Raw genomic sequence first — 19,022 nt, 5'->3', positions numbered from 1 at the left:
ACGGTGATGCCGTGACGACGCCCGCACCCGCAGAACCGCGCAACCCCCCGCCGAGCTCCGCCGACCGCCGCGCCTTCGGGAGGGACGCGCGGCAGCGGCTTCCGCGCCGCGATCTGGCTCTGCTCACCACCACCGGCCGCGACCCTCTCGGCGTCCTGGCGTCGCAGAACACCTCGCGGGTGCCCGAGCTCGTACCGATGCGGGCGGAGCGCATGTCGGCGAGCGTCTTCGCGTTCTATCGGGGGGCCGCCGCCGTCATGGCGGCGGATCTCGCGCGCGACGCGAGCACGGGGATCTCCGTGGCGTCCTGCGGCGACGCGCACGTGGCGAACTTCGGGTTCTACGCCTCGCCGCAGCGATCGCTCGTGTTCGACCTCAATGACTTCGACGAGGCCGCGTGGGCGCCGTGGGAGTGGGACCTCAAGCGGCTCGTCACCAGCGTCGTCCTCGCCGGCCAGGAGACGTCGCGCGACGACCGCGTCGTGCGGGAGTCGGCGGCCGCGGCCGTGCGCACCTACGCCCGAGTGCTCGACCGCCTGGTCGAACGCGACCCACTGGCGCGGTACTTCGAGCATTTCAGCCCGCAGGAGCTTCTCGACTCCTACGACCCGCAGTCGCGGAGCGTCGTCGTCGAGGCCATCCGCGACGCCAAGCGCCGCACGGGCAAGCGGGCGGTGCGCAGGCTCACGACCGAGGGAGACGGAGGCCGTCTCGCCTTCGTGGAGCAGCCCCCGACCACCGTCCACGTCGATCTCGACACCAGCCGCCTGATGCTCGCCGTCGACGGCGACTACCGCGCCTCGGTGAACGTCGACGTGCGGATGCTGCTCTCCCACTACGAGGCCGTCGACGTCGTGCTCCGCGTGGTCGGCGTCGGGAGCGTCGGCACCCGCTGCTTCCTCGTGCTGCTGCAGGACGGCGACGGGCACGCGCTCATGCTGCAGGGCAAGGAGGCGGGACGGAGCGTGCTCGAGCAGTACGGGGGTGTCCATCAGCCCGCCGCACTGACCGACGTGGTCGCAGCATTCGGGGAGGGCGCCCGCGTGGTCTCCCTGCAGCGGGTGCTGCAGGCGGTGTCCGATCCGTTCCTCGGGCACGTCCGCAGCCCCGACCAGGACTATTACGTGCGGCAGTTCCACGACATGAAGGGCGGGATCGAGATGGTCGAACTCGACGACGCGCCCTTCCAGCGCTACGCGCAGGCGTGCGCGGCCACGCTCGCGCGCGCGCACGCACAGTCGCCGAACGCCGCCGCCGTCGCCGGCTACGCGGGGGGCGGGCGGGCCCTCGCCGATCCGATCGTCGACTGGGCTTACGCCTACGCCGACCTCACCCGCGCGGACCACGCCGCGTTCGCGGCCGCCTGAGGCGGCCCGTCCGCCCGATCAGGCGACGGGCGCGAGTTCGGGCGTCACGGACCCGGCCCCGACGACCGCCTCCTGGGCCTCGTCGGTGCAGGCGAACCGGGCGCGATAGGCGGTCGGGGTGATCCCGAGGGTGCGCGCGAAGTTCTGGCGCAGCACGGCGGCCGAGCCGAACCCGCTCTCGGCGGCGATGCGGTCGAGCCCGAGCCCCGACTGCTCGAGCAGCCGTTGCGCGTGGATGATGCGCTGGCGCCCCAGCCAGGCAGCCGGCGTCGCGCCGAAGTCGGCCTTGAACCGCCGCGCGAACGTGCGCGGCGACATGTGCGCCCGCGCCGCGAGCTGATCGACCGTGAGGTCGAGTGCGAGGTTCTGCAGCATCCAGTCGCTCACCGGGGCGAGCGACAGCGAGGCCTCGATCGGAAGCGGCGCGACGATGAACTGCGCCTGCCCCCCATCGCGCTGCGGCGGCACGACCATGCGGCGAGCGATGATGTTCGCCATCTCGGCGCCGAGCTCCTGCCGCAGCAGGTGCAGGCACGCGTCGAGCCCCGCGGCGGTGCCGGCACTGGTGATGATGCGGTCGGCCTGCACGTAGAGCACGTCGGGGTCGACGTCGATCGCGGGGTACATCGATGCCATGACATCGGCGTACCGCCAGTGCGTCGTCGCACGACGACCGTCGAGCACCCCGGCGGCGGCGAGCACGAACGAGCCGCTGCACACGCTCAGGAGCCAGGCGCCTCGCGCGGCCGCTCGCCGCACGACGTCGGCGACGCGCTCGTCGACGCGCCCCCAGTCCTCGCGCGGGATCGGCGTGACGACCACGAGGTCGGCCTCGTCGGCGAAGGCGAGGTCATGCTCGACGTTGATCGAGAACCCGAGGTTGCTCGATATGGCGCCCGGTTCGGCCGCGAGGATGCGGAAATCGAAGGGCTCGATCCCGTCGTCGCTGCGGTCGAGCCCGAAGGCCTCGCAGGCGAGGCCGAACTCGAAGGGCGCGAACCCGTGCTGGACGATGACGGCGACCGTTTTCATGGCACGACCTTAGAACGAGGCGTTTGGCAGGAAACTTTCGATGCATGTCCATCCTGCCACTCGTGGCGCGATCTGCGCAAACGTAGCGTTACTGCCATGATCGTTCTCCTCGCCTCCGCCCTCATCGCCGCCGTCGCGATCGCGGCATCCATCCGCACCCTCTTCACCGACGGGTACCGCCGCATCCCCACCGATCACCGCCGCCTGCCCTGAGCTCACGGCTTCCCTAGACTCGTGCCGACGAGATGAGGCGACCGTGACGAATCCCCCGCACTCCGCGCACCACCCGCACGACACCGGTCGCCGTCCAGGCAATCCCGGTGGGCTGATCTCGGTCATCCTCGTCGCTGCCGCCCTCGCTCTCCAGCTGGTGTCGGCGGTCGTGTCGGCGGCGGTGCTCGGGAGCGCCGCGATGCGCTACGACCTCTACGGTCTGTTCACCACCGTCTTCGCGGTGCTGCAGGGTCTGGTCGCCATCGCGGCGATCGTGCTCGGCGCGATGGGGCTCGCCGCCCGCGACCGTCCGAAGGCTCTCGCCGGGATCGGCCTCGGCGGCGGGACGGTCGTTCTGTTCGGCCTGCTGGCCGGACAGCTCACGACCCTCCTGCTGTTCGCCTTCCGCGGCTGAGCGAGATCGCCCGGTCGTACACCGCGAGCATCGCCGCCGTCCGCGACGACTGCCGGAACGCCTCGGCGACGGCCGCGTCGGGCCGAGGCGACGCGCCGTCGACGATGTCGGCGGCGGCGTCGACCAGGGCGCGAGCGAGCGCGGCGGTCGAGGCGTCGGCGACCGCCCAGTAGCCCGAGCTCAGCTCCGCGGCGATGTCGGGGTCGCACACCACGGCCGGGGTGCCCAGCGACGCCGCCTCGAACACGGTCATGCCCTGCGTCTCGAAGCCGATCGAGGTCTGCACGACCGCATCGGCCGCTCCGATGCGGCGGAGCGTTTCGGCGTACGGAAGGCGCCCGGCGAACTCCACCCCCGTGGGAGCGGTGACCGCCTCGACGATCCGGCGGGCGGCGCGCAGCTGCCCGCCTCCGCCGATGATCTCGATGTCGGCCGCGACCTTCGACTCGATGACCGCGCGCAGGAACGGCAGCAGCCGCTTCTCGGGGCTCATGCGCCCGACCCACACGAAACGAGGGCGCGACGGATGCTGCGTCTCGACCCGTGCGCGGTCGAGCGCGGCATCCAGGATCTCGTCGTCGATGCCGTTCCAGACCACGTCGACCCGGGGGAAGACGCCGTGCTGCTCGAGCCTGTGCGCGAAGTGCGACGAGGGCGCGGTGACGGCGTCGGCGCCCTCGGCGAGCATCCGGAGATACGCCCACCCGTCCCTGCCGCGCGGTGCGATCTGCGTCGGAGAATCGTCGGGCGGACGGAGCATTTCGGCGCGATCCTCCGACGACGGCGCGATCCTCCGACGATGAACGGGCCCCAGCATCCGCCCCGCCCACACGTTGAGCACCCGGAGGACGAGCGTCGGGAACGGCGCTGTGGCCTCGATGCCGACGTCGACGCGGTTGTGCATCGTGTGGACGACGGGCAGGCCGTGCCGGCGAGCGAACCGGTGCCCGATGACCGCGCCCCAGAAGTCGGCCTGCACGTGCACCACGTCGACGGGAGGCCGCCCGGTCATCGCGATGTCGAGCCGTCGGTCGGTTCGGCGACCGGGCACGGTCATGGCGTACTCGCGGTCGGGGGTGATGGGCACCGAGGGGAGGTCGAGGTAGGCCGGATCGTCGATGCGTCGCGCATGCAGGCGCGGGGCGACGATCGTCACGGTGTGCCCCGCGCGCTCGAGGAAGCGCCGCTGCAGCCGCATCGACACCTGCGCGCCGCCCGAGGACTCGACGTGCTGGTCGCCGAACATCACGACGTGCATGGCGCTACGAGGGGGTCGGCTCGCCCCGGTAGAGGGCTTCGAAGGTGTCGAGGGTGCGGCCGATGTCGTGCACGATGACACCGTCGAGCGATGCCTGCTGCATGCGCAGGCGTTCGTCGGGAGAAGCGGTCAGCACGTCGGTGAGGCGCGCGGCGAGCTCGTCGTCGTTGCCCGGCTCGAACAGGAAGCCGTTCTCTCCGTCGTGCACGAGATGCGGCAGCGCGACCGCGTTCGCGGCCACGACCGGCAGCCCGGAGGCCATGGCCTCCATCGTCGCGATCGACTGCAGCTCGGCGATCGAGGCGATCGCGAACACGCTGGCACGCGTGTACAGCGCGCGCAGGTCGGCTTCCGAGGCGTGGCCGTGGAACGTGACGCGCGACCCGATGCCGAGCTGGTCGCTCAGGGTCTCCAGGTTCTTGCGCTGATCGCCGCCGCCGACGAGGTCGACCGACACGTCGAGGGACGGATCGAGCTTCGCGACGGCCTTCAGCAGAACGTCGATCCCCTTCTCGGTCGTCAGTCGTCCGACGAAGAGGATGCGGTTCGCGTCGCGCGGGGTGAGGTCGGCCGTGTAGTTCGCTTTGTCGATGCCGCAGCTGATCGGGATCACGCCGTGGAGGTCGATCGTCGACTCGAGGAAGTCGGCGGCGTTCCGCGTGGGCGTCGTGACCGCGCGAGTCATGTCGAACGTACGCTTCGCATCGGCCCAGGCGAGCGCCAGGATGTAGCGGTTGAGGAACGCGGGGAGGGCCGTGAAGTCGAGCAGGTTCTCGGCCATGACGTGGTTGGTCGCGACGATCGGGATGCCGCGCTTCCGCGCCTCGCGGGCGAGACCGCGACCCAGCACGATGTGCGACTGGATGTGCACGACGTCGGGCTTGACCGCGTCGAGCACCTGACGCGCGTAGTGCTTCGACCGCCACGGCCAGACGAAACGGAGCCAGTCGTGGGGAGGCCAGCGCACGGACGGCAACCGGTGCAGTGTCATCGGCTGGTCCTCGACCACCTCGGTACGCGGCGCCGCGCGACGGTACTCGGTGTTCGGAGCGGCGACGTGCACGTCGTGTCCGCGGGCGACCAGGCCGGCCGCGAGGCGCTCGGCGAAGCGCGCGGCTCCGTTGATGTCGGGCGCGAAGGTGTCGCAGCCGATCAAGATCGTGAGCGGCCGATCGAGGTCGGGACGAACGTGGTCAGGCGTCGCGGAGGAGGTCACGGGTGGCGGCCAATCTGTGCGGCGGGATGAGTCGCACGGTGCGGTGCTTGCCGGTTCACTGTACCCGAGGCGTGGATGAACGCCGCGGACGGGCGGCGGCATGTCAGCGGGCCGCGGACTCCTCCTCGGAGATCGCCTCGTCGGTCTCCGAGCCCGCGGCCTGCTCGAACTGCGACTGGTAGAGGCGCCAGTAGGCGCCCTCCGCCGCGATGAGTTCGGCGTGCGTCCCCTTCTCGACGATGTCGCCGTGCTCCATCACGAGGATGAGATCGGCGTCGCGGATCGTCGAGAGCCGGTGGGCGATGACGAACGACGTGCGTCCTTCACGCAGCGCCGCCATCGCGTGCTGCAGGAGGAGCTCGGTGCGGGTGTCGACCGACGACGTGGCCTCGTCGAGGATGAGCACCGACGGCTGGGCGACGAAGGCTCGGGCGATCGTGATGAGCTGCTTCTCGCCCGCGGAGACGTTCGACGCCTCTTCGTCGAGCACGGTGTCGTACCCGTCGGGAAGCGAATGGACGAAGCGGTCCACGCGGGTGGCGGTCGCCGCATCCACGATCTCCTGGTCGGTCGCCGACTCTCGTCCGTATCGGATGTTCTCGCGGATCGTGCCTGCGAACAGCCACGGGTCCTGCAGCACCATGCCGGTGCGCGAGCGCACGGCGTCGCGGGTGAGTTCGGCGATGTCCTGCCCGTCGAGCAGGATGCGCCCGCCGTCGAGTTCGTAGAACCGCATGATGAGGTTCACCAGCGTCGTCTTGCCCGCACCGGTCGGCCCGACGATCGCGACCGTCTGGCCGGGCTCGACCCGGAACGACAGGTCGGTGATGAGCGGACGGTCGGGCGAGTACGAGAACCGCACGTGCTCGAACTCGATGACGCCCTCGCCGTCGACAGGCGTGGGCGCGTCGTCGGCGTCGGGCTCCTGCTCTTCGGAGTCGAGCAGCTCGAACACGCGCTCGGCCGATGCGGTGCCCGACTGGATGACCGCGGCCATGCCGCCGAGCTCGGACAGCGGCTGCGTGAACTGCTGCGAGTACTGGATGAACGCCTGCACGTCACCGAGCCGCAGGTTGCCGCTGGCGACCATGAGACCGCCGAGCACGGCGATGCCGACGTAAGTGAGGTTTCCGACGAACATCATGCCCGGCATGATCATGCCGGAGAGGAACTGGGCCTTGAAGCTCGCCTCGTAGAGCTCCTGGTTCTCGGCCTCGAACTTCTCGCGGGAGTCCTTCTCGCGGCCGTACACCTTCACCAGCGCGTGACCGGAGAACGATTCCTCGACCCGGGCGTTCAGTCGGCCGACCTTGCGCCACTGGATGCCGAAGGCCTTCTGCGACCGCGGACCCACGACGCCGAAGATGACGGCCATCAGGGGCAGCGAGATCAGGGCGACGATCGCGAGCTGCCACGAGATCGTGAACATCATGACGAGCACGCCGACGACCGTCAGCACGGAGGTCACGACGGTCGACAGCGACTGCTGCATGGTCTGGGTGATGTTGTCGATGTCGTTCGTGACGCGGGAGATGAGCTCACCGCGCTGCACCTTGTCGAAGTACGACAGCGGCAGTCGGTTGATCTTCGCCTCGACCGACTCGCGCAGACGCCACATCGTGCGCACCATGATGATGTTGATCACGAAGCCCTGCACCCAGCTGAGGAACGACGACGCGACGTAGATCGCGAGCACCGCGATGACGACCATGCGGAGCCGGTCGAAGTCGACGCCGGCGCCGACCTGGAAGTTCTGCATGGCCGAGACGACGTTCGCCAGGTCGCCCTGACCGGAGTTGCGGAGCGACTCGACGACGTCGGCCTGCGACGTACCGGCGGGGAACGAGTCGCCGAGCGCGCGGGAGGTGATGCCCTCGAAGATGAGGTTGGTGGCCTCGCCCAGCACGCGCGGTGCGATCACGGCGAGTACGACACCGACCGCCCCGAGGATCGACACGAACGTGAAGGCCACAGCGTGCGGGCGGAGCAGGCCGATGAGGCGGCCGAAGCTCTTGCCGAAGTTCGTGGCCTTGCCGGGGGCGACGCTGTCCCAGTCGCCGGAGTTCTGACGCGCCTGCTCGGCCAGCTCGAGTTCGAGCCGTTCGTCTTCGGTCAGTGCATCGGGCGCGCTCATGCCTCCACCCCCAGCTGCGACTCGACGATCTCGCGGTACGTCGCATTGTTCGCAAGGAGCTCTTCGTGGGTGCCGAGTCCCACCATGCGCCCGTCTTCGAGCACCACGATGCGGTCGGCCTCGGTGATCGTCGAGACGCGCTGCGCGACGACGATCTTCGTCACCTCCGGCAGCTCGCGCCACAGCGCTTGTCTCAGTCGCGCGTCGGTCGACAGGTCGAGGGCCGAGAACGAGTCGTCGAAGACGAGGATGTCGGGCTGGTGCACGATGGCGCGGGCGATCGCCAGGCGCTGACGCTGGCCGCCCGAGACGTTGGTGCCGCCCTGCGAGATGCGGGCCTCGAGCTGTCCCTCCATCTCGGCGACGAAGTCGCTGCCCTGGGCGATCTCGAGCGCCTTCCACAGGTCGTCGTCGGTCGCCTCCTCGCGCCCGAAGCGCAGGTTGGACGCCACGGTGCCCGTGAAGAGGAACGGGCGCTGCGGCACGAGCCCGATGCCCTTCCACAGTTCGTCGAGATCGGCCTGGCGCACATCGACACCGCCCACGCGCACCTCGCCCCCCGTCGCGTCGAAGAGTCGCGGGATGAGCGAGACCAGGGTCGTCTTGCCCGATCCGGTCGAACCGACGATCGCGACCGTCTCACCCCGTGCCGCCTCGAAGCCAATGCCCTGCAGCACGGGCGACTCGGCGCCCGGGTAGGTGAACTCGACGTCGCGCAGCTGCAGCGACCCGGGCTCGGGGAAGCGGGTGACCGGGTCGGCCGCCCGCGTGAGGGTCGACTCGCTCGCGAGCACCTCGCCGATGCGCTCGGCCGAGACCGCCGCGCGCGGGATCATGATCGTCATGAAACTCGCCATCAGGACCCCCATGAGGATCTGACCGACGTACTGCATGAAGGCGAACAGGGTGCCGATCTGCACGGCGCCCGAATCGACCTGGATGCCGCCGAACCAGATGACCCCGACGACGGTCACGTTGAGCACGAGCATCGCCAACGGGAAGAGCAGCACGAAGAGGGATCCGACCTTGCGGCCGACCACGAGGATGTCGGTGTTCGCCTCGCGGAAGCGTTCCTCCTCGATGCGCTCGCGCACGAACGCACGCACGACGCGTACGCCGGTGAGCTGCTCGCGCATGACCCGGTTCACCGCGTCGAGCTTCTTCTGGAAGCTGCGGAACAGCGGAACCATGCGGCTGATGATGAGGCCCGCGACGACGAGGAGGAGCGGCACCGCCACACCGATCAGCCAGCTCAGTCCGACGTCTTGCTGCAGTGCCATCACGACACCGCCGATCGCCAGGAGCGGGGCGGTGACGAGCATGGTCGCGCCCATCATCGCGAGCATCTGCACCTGCTGCACGTCGTTCGTGTTGCGGGTGATGAGCGACCCCGGGCCGAACTGCGAGACCTCGCGCTCGGAGAACGCGCTGACCTTGTCGTAGACGTCGCGGCGGATGTCGCGCCCGGCGCTCATCGCGGCGCGCGCGGCGAAGTAGGTCGCGATGATCGACGCGACGATCTGGCAGAGCGAGATGCCGAGCATCATCGTGCCGGTCGACCAGATGTAGCCCGTGTCGCCCTGCGCCACGCCCTTGTCGATGATGTCGGCGTTGAGGCGCGGAAGGTAGAGCGAGGCCATGGCCGAGATGAATTGGAATATCAGCACGCCCGCGAGGAACCAGCGGTACGTCTTGAGGTAGCGGACGAGCAGTTTGCCGAGCACGGGATACTCCGAGGTGTGAGCACGACGATCGCCACCGACCCGGGGGCGTGGTGAACAGCCTGCCACTTACCTCCGACACCGCAAGACCACCGTCGACGCCTAACCTGGAAGGCATGTCGACGCGATTGCAGGCAGAGGCCGATCCCGCCCGCTGGGTGGCGGTGACGGAGTCGTTGGGCCTGCGCGGGCGCCGGCACCGCAAGGCGGCGATCCGGATGCTGCTGGGCCAGGCCAACCGCGCCGTGGGAGCGACCGAGCGCCCCGGCAGCGGGTTCCTGGCGTGGGCGGCGAGCCAGGCCGCGCCGCTGCTCATGCGGCGCGCGGCCGGTCGCGTTCGCGTGTGGGTGTGGAAGTCCGATCCCGAGCTCGTCGTCGTGATGGCGCAGCTGCAGGAGGCGACCCCGCAGCTGCGCACGGCGCGGGCGAGCATGCCGATGGAGTACGACGACACCGAGGACTTCCGCAATCCCCACCTGGGTGTCGGCGAGAAGCTCGTGATGGACCTTCCGGCCGACCAGCGCACGCCGCCCTTCGCGACCTACACCTGGGACACCGGCAGCCACTTCGTGACCCTGACCGCCGTCTGCTCCGACCGCGCGCGGGTCGCCACCGTGCTGCCGGCCGTCGATGAGATCGCCCTCACGCTGAGGGTGGTCGACGACCTCTCGGTCGGCGAGTCGCCCACCGTGCTGCGCATCGACCCGGGGCCGGCGCCGCGCTGAACCTGATCAGACGTCGCCGGTCGCGACGGGCGAGGCGAGCGCGCGATCGATCTCGTCGCGCGACGGCATCGATTCGGCCGCACCCGCACGGGTGACCGTGATGGCCGCCCCCGCGACCGCGGCCTCGAGCGCATCGTCGAGCGATCTGCCGTCGGCGAGCCAGGCCACGAGCACGCCGACGAAGGTGTCGCCCGCCGCGGTCGTGTCGACCGCGCGGGCGGGGCGCGCGCCGACATGCCGCACCACCGCTCCCCCGCGTGCAACGAGCGCGCCGCGCTCGCCCAGGGTCACGATCACCGTTCCGGCGCGCCGACTGAGCTCGATCGCCGCGGACTCGGCGTCGTCGCGACCGCTCAGCATCATCGCCTCGCCCTCGTTCGGCACGAGCACGTCCGCCAGATCGAGCAGCGCATCGAGGCCGGCCCTCGCGGGCGCCGGCGTGAGCACGGTCGTGACCCCGGCATCGCGCGCATGACGGAGGGCGACCTCCAGCAGTTCGATCGGCCTCTCGAGCTGCACGACCAGGTGGGATGCCGCCGCCACCGTCGCACGGTCGTCGACGCTGAAAGCGCGATCGGCGTTGGCCGCGGGCACGACCACGATCGTGTTCTGCCCGTCGTCGGTCACCGTGATCTGCGCGATACCGGTCGCACCGGGCACGGTCCGCAGCCCCTCGACATCGACCCCGTCGGCGACGAGCCTGTCGCGCAGGCGCTCGGCGAAAGCATCCGTCCCCACCGCTCCGATGAAGCGCACCGACGCGCCCGCGCGGGCCGCGGCTATCGCCTGGTTGAGCCCCTTGCCGCCGGGTCCGGTCGAGAAGTCCGTGCCGAAGAGCGTCTCGCCCGGTTCCGCGCGGCGCGGCTGGCGCACCACGAGGTCCATGTTCGCGCTGCCGAGAACGACGACTCCCGTCACGCCGTCACCCGGCCGACCAGGTTGACCGCGATGCCCATGCGTTCGAACATAGCCGCCTTGGCGATCAGCGCTCTGTCGGCCGTCTCGGCGTCGGGTGCGTAGACGACCTGGGCGTGGTTGGCCTTGTGCCGGGCCATGAACTGGTCGCGCGAGACGTCGTGCAGCACCACGTGCGCGATGGGCCACTCCGGGTTCGTCGCCTCCTTGCGCCGTCGCGTCTCCGCCTCGGGCAGCTCGACCGCGCTGCCGCGGAAGATGTCGACCTGCAGGATGCCGTCGGCGATGAAGACGCGGCTGATCACCAGCTCCCCCGGACGCGAGACGCCGTTGACCGTGGCACCCCCGGCGGGGAAGAAGACCGGTCCCTGCCGCCACCCCTCCGCCTTGTCCCATCCCCCGAGGTGCGAGGCCGGAACCGACCCCGAGATCTCGTAGACCCACACGAACTCGCCGTCGTAGTCCTCGCCCCACCGCACGTCGTGCAGCGTGTTGTCGGGTACGAGCCCCATCGCCCTCCACACCCGGTCGGTGACCAGCGCGTCCACCGCGACGCCCTCGTCGGCCTCGTTGAAGTGCGGCATCGCCCGACCGGCGAACAGCTCGCGCCCGCCGTCGCGCGAGAACACCGGCGGACGCTCGGTGGAGTTGAGCACCCCCTCGGCGAGATCCGACGCCGGCACCAGGTCTTTCAGGCCCTGCTGGTACTGGATGCCGACGGCGTCGAGACCGAAATCGTCGGCGATGCGCAGCGCCGCGATGTACATCTTCATCTGCCACCGCACCTGGCCCTCGGTGAGCTCCGTCGCCTCGTCGGTGCCGAAGCGGAAGGTCATCCCCCGGTCGATCAACCAGTCGCGCGCCGCATCCGCCTCCTCGTCGGGGACGACGAGCATCTCGGCGTACAGGGCGGACTGCGACAGGCGCTCCTTGTAGATGCCCGTCGGGTTCAGGAGCTCGTCGTCGAAGATCGCGTTGTACATGCCCATGCAGCCCTCGTCGAAGACCCCGATGATGGCCTTCTCCGCGAGCAGCTGATCTCCCAGCGCGCGCCCCAGGTCGCGCTCCGGCGAGGGCCGCAGCTCGGGCAACGGCCTGACGTGCGACTCGTCGTGGACGATCCGGCCGGTCTCGGTCCACTCCCGCAGCCCGTCACGGAACCACGGGTCGGTGAAGTCGACCGACCAGATCGTCGAGTACTCGGTGCCCATCTTGGTCAGGCCGGCGTTCAGACCGAGCAGCCCGACGAGCCCCGGCCAGTCGCCGGCGAAGTTCGCGACCGTGAGGATCGGACCGCGGTGGGTGCGCAGGCCTGCGAGCACGTGGTGCGAGTACTGCCAGACGGCTTCCGCGACGATCAGGGGCGCATCGGCGGGGATGCTGCGGAACACCTCGAGCCCCATCCGCTGGCTCGAGATGAACCCGTGGCCCGTCTCGGGGTCCACGCCGTTGGCGCGCACGACCTCCCAGCCGAGCTCGGCGAGCGCTGCGGACACATCCGCCTCCATCCGGGCCTGCGTGGGCCAGCCCGCGATGTTCGCCGATTCGCGCAGGTCGCCGCTGGCGATGAGGTAGGCGGTGCGCGCGGGCGCGGTGAGCTGCGGTGCCGGGGAGGGGAGGGTGTAGGTCATCGGGAAGCGCCTTCCATGTCGGTGAGGCTGCGCTGACGCGCAGCGAGATCGTGGGTGACGACGGCCGTGCCGTCGTAGAGGGAGAGGTAGAGGGAGAAGAGTTCGTCGTAGAGCGCGGCGACGGCGGCGTCGGGAGCGACGGTTCGTGCGACGGGGTTCCAGTCCTCGATGCGGGGGACGGCGCCGTGCGAGGTGTCGGAGGCCGCCGCGAGGAACGCCGCGCCGTACGACGCGCCGATCGTGATCTCGGGGACCTCCTGCACGAGGCCGGTCGCATCCGAGACGATCTGCAGCCAGAGGGCGCCCTGGGTGCCCCCGCCGACCGCCACGATGCGCCGTATGTCGGCGCCCGCGGCGCGCATCGTCTCGACGTTGTGCCGTACCCCGAAGGCGGTCGCCTCCAGAGCGGCGCGGTAGAGATCGCCGCGATCGTGCTCGAGAGTGAGACCCGCGATGACGCCGCGCGCATCGGGGTCGAGGATGGGCGTGCGCTCACCGGCGAAGTACGGCAGCATCACGAGGCCCCGCGCACCCGGCCCCGACTCCGCTGCCTCGGCGAGGAGGCGGGGATAGTCGGCACCGGTGAGGTCCGCGATCCACCGCGTGATCGCGCCGGAGCTCGCCAGACCGCCCGCGAGGTTCCGCGACCCGGGGAACACCCCCACGGTGCTCCACATCGAGGGCGTGCGCAGCGTCTCGTCGCCGGTGGCGACGAGGAACATCGTCGTGCCGTACATGAGCATGAGGTCGCCGGCACCGTGGGCTCCGACGCTCACCGCCTCGGTCCACGCATCGATGGTGCCGGTGATCACCGGCGTCCCCTCCGCGAGCCCCGTGAGGTCGGCGGATTCGCGGGTCACGAGACCGGCGACATCTCCCGCCCAGCGCAGGAGCGGAGGCTCGAGCCCCGGCGCGATCAGCCGCCACCAGGGTTCGTGCCACTGCTCGTGCTCGATGTCGTAGAGAGGTGTCATCTGGCTCGCCGACTGATGGTCGAGCACGTACGCACCGGTCAGGCGATGCGCGAGCCACGATGCCGGCATGAACAGGCGCCGTGCCCGCGCATACGCCTCCGGCTCCTCGTCGCGCACCCACGCGATCTTCGGCCCGCCTGCCTGCGTCGTCAGGGACGAACCCGCGATGCGCACGATCTCGTCCGCCCCGAGCTCGTCGGTCAGGCGACGCATCTGCTCGGTCGCGCGCGTGTCGACCCCGTAGAGGATCGCCGGACGCACCGCGACCGCGTCGGCGTCGGCGAGCAGCACGCACGGGCCCATGCCGCTGACGCCCACGGCGGCCACCTCGACGTCCCGACCCGGGACACGTGCCAGGAGCTCGCGCGAGAGCGTCACGAACTCGTCCCACCAGACGGAGCCGTCCATCTCGACCCACCCGGCACGCGGACGCGAGACCTCGTGTTCGACGACGGCCGATGCGACGATCCGGCCCTCCGCATCGACGAGTACGCCCTTGCTGCTGGACGTGCCGATGTCGACACCCATCGTGCAGCGGACGGTCATGGCATCCGCCCCTCTCCCCGTGTACGGATCAGCGGTAGGCGGCGATGACGCGATCGATCTCGGCCAGCGCCTCGTCGTCGGGCTCCACCAGCGCCATACGGCTGCGGCCGTCCGCGACTCCCATCGAGCGGAGAGCGGCCTTCATGCGGGGCATGTCGCCGCCGATGATCCGGACCACGTCGTCGACGGCCGCCTGCGCGGACGCGATCGTCTCGGAGTCGCCGCTGTCGGCGGCCGCGGCGAGCGCGCGGAAGGGCTTCGGGAGCACGGACGACACCCCGGAGACGACGCCCTGCGCCCCGACCTCGCCCGCGGCGACGAGGTCGCGGTCGGCGCCCGTGTAGAGCACGAAGTCGTCGTCGACGACCGATCGGTAAGCGGCGATGTCGTCGAGGCTCATCTCGCTGATCTTCGCGCCGATGACGTTCGGGAGCTTCGCGAGACGGGCCAGGAGCGCGGGGCTGACCTCGATGCCGCTGCGCTTCGGGTACACGTAGACGAACAGCGATCCATCGCCGACGGCCTCGGACACGGCCTCGAAGTAGCTCTCCACGGCACCCTCCGCCGAGGCGAGGTAGTACGGGGTCAGCGCCGCGAACTCGCGGGCTCCGAGCTCGCGCGCGATCTCCACTCGGCGCACCGCCTCGAACGCGCTCGAGCGCCCGACGTGCACGATCACGCGCATCCGACCACCGAGGTCCTCGAGCGCGGCTGCCACCAGAGCGCGGAACTCGTCCTCGTCGATGGCGGGGAACTCCCCCGTCGTGCCCAGCACGAAGGCGCCCTCGTTGCCCGACTGCGCGACGTAGCGGAAGATCGCTCGACTCCCCTCGATGTCCAGGCTCCCGTCGGCGTGGAAGCTGGTCGGGATAGCGGTGACGATGTCGCGACGTGACATGTGATGCGGCCTTTCAGATGGTGGAACGGATGAGGGGATCAGGCGTAGGAGGTGTTGGACGTGGGCGTGAGGACGAGCTCGTTCACGCAGACCCGTTCGGGCAGCGCGGCGATCCACCCCACCGCCTCCCCCACGTCCTCGGCGCGGAGCATCGACTCCCGCGCCTCGGCCGAGGGCGGGTTCGGGCGGGTGTCGAGGATGTCGGTCGCCACCTCTCCCGGGCACAGGTGGGTGGCGCGCACCCCGTTCGCGTGCTCCTGCGCGTTGACCGATTCGGCCAGCACCCCCAGGGCGGTCTTGCTCATCGAGTAGGCGGCCCCCGCGCCGGGGGAATGACGCCAGGCCGCCCACGACGAGACGAGCACGATGCGACCGCCGCGCGCGGCACGCATGCCGGGCAGGACGGCGTGCACGGCGCGCACCGCGCCGTGGAGGTTCACGTCCATGACGTGGCCGATCGCCGACGGCGTCACCTCGTTCCAGAAGCGCTCCTGCACGTTGGTGCCGGCGCTGAACACGAGGGTGGCGACGGGCCCGTGCTCGGCCTCGATGGTCGCGACGGCCCGCGACACCGCGCCGTCGTCGGCCACGTCGAGGGAGAGGGGCGTCGCCGCCCCGCCCTCGGAGCGGATCTCGGCGACCACGCGGTCGAGCTCCTGCACTCGGCGACCCGACACCACCACGTGGCCTCCGAGCCGAGCGAGTGCCCGGGCCGATGCTTCGCCGATGCCGGTGCCGCCGCCGATCACCCAGGACACAGGGGTGACAGTCATATCAGCCCTTCGTCGCGCCGGCGGTCAGACCGCTGACGACGTACCGCTGGGCGATGAGGGCGACGATCATGACCGGGACGGTGATGACGACCGCGGCGGCCATGAGCCCTCCCCAGTCGACGGCCGCGTAGCTGGTGAAGTTCACGATCGCGACGGGCAGCGTCCTCGTACCTTGGCTGGACAGCACGAGGGCGAACAGGAAGTTGTTCCAGCTGAAGATGAACGACAGGATCGACGCGGTCGCGATACCCGGCACCGAGAGGGGGAGCACGACCCGCACGAACGCACCGATCCGGCTGGTCCCGTCGATCTGCGCCGCCTCCTCCAGCTCGTGGGGGATGCCGTCGAAGAAGCTCGACATGATGGCGACGACGAGCGGCATGGTCACGAAGAGGTGCGTGAGGATCAGCACGGTGTAGGTGCCGACGAGCTGGATCTGCGAGAACAGGAAGTACCAGGGGATGAGCAGGCTCACACCCGGGATCACGCGCGCCATCAGCAGGAACGCCGTCGTGCTGCGCACCCGGTAGCGGGCGATGCCGTAGGCGGCGGGAACGCCGATGAGGAGGGCGAGGAGGGTGGCGCCGATGCCCACGATGACGCTGTTGCCGATGATCGGCAGGAAGTTCTGCGCCCCGAAGACCGTGTCGTAGTTCCCCAGCGTCGGCTCGAAGTCGAACGTGCGGGACGGGTCGACGACGTCGCGGTTGCGCTTGATGCTCGCCAGGAACATCCAGGCCAGCGGCACGAGGAAGGCCAGCACCACGGCGACGATGCCGACGACCCGGGCGGTGCCGCCGATGAGCTGTGCGCGTGTCCGCCTGCGCCGACGCGGCGTCGGCAGCGGACGGGGGGCCGAGGGAGCGGCCCCCTGACGGGAGCGGGTGGGGGCGGTGACGCTCATGAGCGATCTCCTCGTTTGCGAAGAATGGCCAGGGCGACGAGCACGATGACGATGAGCATGAAGAACAGCATCAGAAGGGCGGACGCCTTCCCGTACTGCGAGAACTGGAACGCCTGCCCGTAGGCCAGGATGTTGAGCGTCTCGGCCTCGTGGCTCGATCCGCCGCCGATGCCCTTGGTCGCGTAGATGATGTCGAACGTCTTCATGGCGTCGATGGCCCGCAGGATGGCCGCCGCGCCGATGACCGGTGCGAGCAGGGGCAGCGTGATGTGACGGAACCGCTGCCACGCGTTGGCGCCGTCGACCCGGGCTGCTTCGTCGGGTTCTTCGGGCAGGGTCGAGAGCCCGGCGAGCAGGATGAGGATCACCATCGGGGTCCACTGCCAGACGTCGATGAAGATCAGCGTGTTCAGCGCCGTCGACGGATCGGACAGCCACCCCTGCGCGGGGAGGCCGAAGAACTGCATCACGACGTTGGCGAACCCGATGGTGGGCTCGAAGATGAGCAGCCACATCATGCCGACCGCGACCGGCGTGGCCACGAGCGGGAGCAGGATGAACACCCGCACGATCCCCTGGCCGCGGAAGGTCTTGCGCAGTAGCAGCGCGATCGCGAGTCCGAAGAGGAGCTCGAGCCCGAGCGCGACGCCCGTGAAGTAGGCCGTGCGGCCCACTGCCGGCCAGAACCGCTCGGTGTCGGTGAGCCATCCGATGTAGTTCGCCAGGCCGACGAACTCGAACGGCCGGTTGACCGATCCGGCCGAGTCCGTCAGCGACAGGAACACCGTGTACCCGATGGGGAACGCGATGAGAGCACCGATGAACACCACCGACGGCGCGATGAGGATCCACTTCAGGTGCGCGTCGACCCAGTCGACGGCGCGCGTCGCGGCCCTCGGGCGGCGCGGGGCGGTGATCGTTGCCACTTCTTCCTCCTCTGGTGAGCGGGGTCCCGGCGGTGCGGCCGCCGGGACCCCGGCCCGATCAGTTCTCAGAGTCCAGGAGGTCCTGGAACTGGGTGTTGGCGGACGTCGCCGCTTCGGAGACGTCTCCGCCCTCGATCGCGGCGATCACCGGACCGCCGACGATCTCGCGTGCCGCAGCGACCTGCTCGAGCTGCGGGCGGTCGTGGCCGACGCCGTGGTCGGCGACGTTGCGGACGATCTCCACGAGCCCGGCCGGGAACTGAGCGACAGCGGCGTCATCGTCCCAGGCCGACTGACGGGCACCCGGGACGGTCTCGTTCTCGAGCAGCCACTTGGTGTTCTCCTCGTTGGTCACCCACTTGATGAACTCCCACGCAGCATCCTTCTTCTGGGAGAACTCGTTGATGCCGACGGTCTGCGGAACGATGTTGTAGAACTTCGAGCCGTCGGGGCCCTCGGGGAACTGCGCGAAGCCGACGGTGTCGACGACGCTGCTGTTGTTCTCGTCGAGGAAGGTGTAGGCCTGGCTGTCGGCGTCGATGTAGAACGCCGCGCGTCCCTGGGCGAACAGGGCGGATGCTTCGACCCAGCCCATGTTCGTCACTCCGGGAGGGCCGTACTCCTTCAGCAGCTTGCCGTAGAGCTCGATGGCCTCGACAGCCTCGGGGGTGTCGATCGATGCGTTGCCGTCAGCATCCTGGAAATCGGCGCCGTAGCTGTAGAGGAACGACGAGAGCTGCGTCACCAGCGGCACGCGCGAGCCGCGCATCGCGATGCCGAAGACGCCGTTGTCGGGGTCGTTGAGCGTCGCGATCGCCGTCTCGAGCTCCTCGAGCGTCGTCGGCACCTCCAGACCGGCCGCCTCGAGCAGATCGGTGCGGTAGTAGACGATCTGGCGCTCGGTCATGACGGGCACGCCGTACACGACGCCGTCGAGCTGCACTGCGTCACGAGCGGCGGGCTGGAAGTCCTCCCAGTCCCACTCGGCGTCGGAGGAGACGTACTCCGTCATGTCGGCCAGCCACCCGTTGCGCGAGAACTCGCGCATGACGTCCTGCACCTGGAAGGCCATGACGTCGAAGTCGGACGACGACGAGTTCAGCTTGACCTTGTAGTTGTCGTTCAGCTGCTCGTTGCCGTAGGCCTCGATCGTGACCGCGATGCCGGTCTCGTCCTCGTACTGCGTGGCGAGGGTCTTCAGGCCCTCGGTCCACGGGCTGTTGGCGGCGACGACGGTCAGCTCGGTGACCTCGCCCTCCGCCTGGCCGCCGCTTCCGCCGCCGCAGGCGGTGAGGCCGAGGGCGAGAACCGCCCCGGAGGCCAGGACGGCGAGAAGGCGCCGCGATCGCTGTGTGGTGAACATCGGTGTTCCTT

At 69.9% G+C, this 19,022-nt stretch carries 16 protein-coding genes; 3 read left to right on the top strand and 13 right to left on the bottom strand.

All coding sequences use genetic code 11. The features are described 5' to 3' along the window. Window positions 1–11 precede the first annotated feature (11 nt). A complete protein-coding gene (locus FVP77_RS12830; RefSeq protein ID WP_147894975.1) occupies window positions 12–1,367 on the top strand; it encodes a DUF2252 domain-containing protein in 1,356 nt (451 codons plus the stop codon). An 18-nt stretch (window positions 1,368–1,385) separates the two neighbouring features. Here FVP77_RS12830 and FVP77_RS12825 read toward each other — a convergent pair whose 3' ends face one another. Then, window positions 1,386–2,399, bottom strand: coding sequence for a helix-turn-helix domain-containing protein (locus tag FVP77_RS12825; RefSeq protein ID WP_147894974.1), 1,014 nt, complete (start codon window positions 2,397–2,399; stop codon window positions 1,386–1,388). Between the two features lie 256 nt (window positions 2,400–2,655). On the opposite strand from FVP77_RS12825, the gene FVP77_RS12820 reads away from it, so the two are divergent. Further along, entirely contained in the window at window positions 2,656–3,027 is a 372-nt protein-coding gene (locus FVP77_RS12820; protein WP_147894973.1) for a hypothetical protein, read from the top strand. Here the strand turns inward: FVP77_RS12820 and FVP77_RS12815 are convergent. From FVP77_RS12815 to FVP77_RS12800, 4 genes are all read right to left on the bottom strand, one after another. Beyond that, entirely contained in the window at window positions 2,993–4,285 is a 1,293-nt protein-coding gene (locus FVP77_RS12815) for a glycosyltransferase (RefSeq protein ID WP_147894972.1), read from the bottom strand. The two genes, FVP77_RS12820 and FVP77_RS12815, sit on opposite strands and share 35 nt — an antisense overlap. Window positions 4,286–4,289: 4 nt before the next feature. Next, window positions 4,290–5,501 carry a glycosyltransferase gene (locus tag FVP77_RS12810; protein ID WP_246134109.1) on the bottom strand — a complete coding sequence of 404 codons (1,212 nt, stop codon included), beginning with the start codon at window positions 5,499–5,501 and terminating at the stop codon, window positions 4,290–4,292. A gap of 103 nt (window positions 5,502–5,604) precedes the next feature. After that, complete coding sequence (locus tag FVP77_RS12805) at window positions 5,605–7,635, bottom strand: ABC transporter ATP-binding protein (RefSeq protein ID WP_147894970.1); 2,031 nt, start codon at window positions 7,633–7,635, stop codon at window positions 5,605–5,607. Beyond that, complete coding sequence (locus FVP77_RS12800; RefSeq protein ID WP_147894969.1) at window positions 7,632–9,359, bottom strand: ABC transporter ATP-binding protein; 1,728 nt, start codon at window positions 9,357–9,359, stop codon at window positions 7,632–7,634. Before FVP77_RS12800 ends, FVP77_RS12805 begins: the two co-directional genes overlap by 4 nt. A 113-nt stretch (window positions 9,360–9,472) precedes the next feature. On the opposite strand from FVP77_RS12800, the gene FVP77_RS12795 reads away from it, so the two are divergent. Beyond that, window positions 9,473–10,081, top strand: a complete 609-nt coding sequence (locus FVP77_RS12795; protein WP_147894968.1) for a hypothetical protein — start codon at window positions 9,473–9,475, stop codon at window positions 10,079–10,081. Between the two features lie 6 nt (window positions 10,082–10,087). Here the strand turns inward: FVP77_RS12795 and FVP77_RS12790 are convergent, their stop codons facing one another. Genes FVP77_RS12790 through FVP77_RS12755 form a run of 8 tightly spaced genes read right to left on the bottom strand, consistent with a single transcriptional unit; the run spans window position 10,088 to window position 19,011 of the window. Further along, the gene (locus FVP77_RS12790; protein ID WP_222707733.1) at window positions 10,088–10,999 is read right to left on the bottom strand and encodes a ribokinase; all 912 of its coding nucleotides are present in this window, start codon (window positions 10,997–10,999) and stop codon (window positions 10,088–10,090) included. Further along, entirely contained in the window at window positions 10,996–12,627 is a 1,632-nt protein-coding gene (locus FVP77_RS12785) for a fucose isomerase (protein WP_147894967.1), read from the bottom strand. The genes FVP77_RS12790 and FVP77_RS12785 overlap by 4 nt, the downstream gene beginning before the upstream one ends. After that, window positions 12,624–14,147 (bottom strand): FGGY-family carbohydrate kinase, encoded by a 1,524-nt coding sequence (locus FVP77_RS12780; protein ID WP_147894966.1) that lies wholly within the window; start codon window positions 14,145–14,147, stop codon window positions 12,624–12,626. Before FVP77_RS12780 ends, FVP77_RS12785 begins: the two co-directional genes overlap by 4 nt. A 28-nt stretch (window positions 14,148–14,175) precedes the next feature. After that, the gene (locus tag FVP77_RS12775; RefSeq protein WP_147894965.1) at window positions 14,176–15,045 is read right to left on the bottom strand and encodes a dihydrodipicolinate synthase family protein; all 870 of its coding nucleotides are present in this window, start codon (window positions 15,043–15,045) and stop codon (window positions 14,176–14,178) included. 38 nt (window positions 15,046–15,083) lie between these two features. Continuing rightward, window positions 15,084–15,818 carry an SDR family oxidoreductase gene (locus tag FVP77_RS12770; RefSeq protein WP_147894964.1) on the bottom strand — a complete coding sequence of 245 codons (735 nt, stop codon included), beginning with the start codon at window positions 15,816–15,818 and terminating at the stop codon, window positions 15,084–15,086. A 1-nt stretch (window position 15,819) separates the two neighbouring features. Continuing rightward, on the bottom strand, window positions 15,820–16,722 hold the full coding sequence (locus FVP77_RS12765; RefSeq protein ID WP_147894963.1) for a carbohydrate ABC transporter permease: 903 nt from the start codon (window positions 16,720–16,722) through the stop codon (window positions 15,820–15,822). Next, window positions 16,719–17,648, bottom strand: coding sequence for a carbohydrate ABC transporter permease (locus tag FVP77_RS12760; protein WP_246134108.1), 930 nt, complete (start codon window positions 17,646–17,648; stop codon window positions 16,719–16,721). Before FVP77_RS12760 ends, FVP77_RS12765 begins: the two co-directional genes overlap by 4 nt. Before the next feature lie 58 nt (window positions 17,649–17,706). Next, a complete protein-coding gene (locus FVP77_RS12755) occupies window positions 17,707–19,011 on the bottom strand; it encodes an ABC transporter substrate-binding protein (protein ID WP_147894962.1) in 1,305 nt (434 codons plus the stop codon). Window positions 19,012–19,022: the final 11 nt, after the last annotated feature.

The sequence above is a fragment of the Microbacterium hatanonis genome, assembly GCF_008017415.1.
Classification (GTDB): Bacteria; Actinomycetota; Actinomycetes; order Actinomycetales; family Microbacteriaceae; genus Microbacterium; species Microbacterium hatanonis.
Note: the sequence above shows the minus strand (reverse complement) of the source record. Positions and strands in the feature narration are given on the sequence as shown.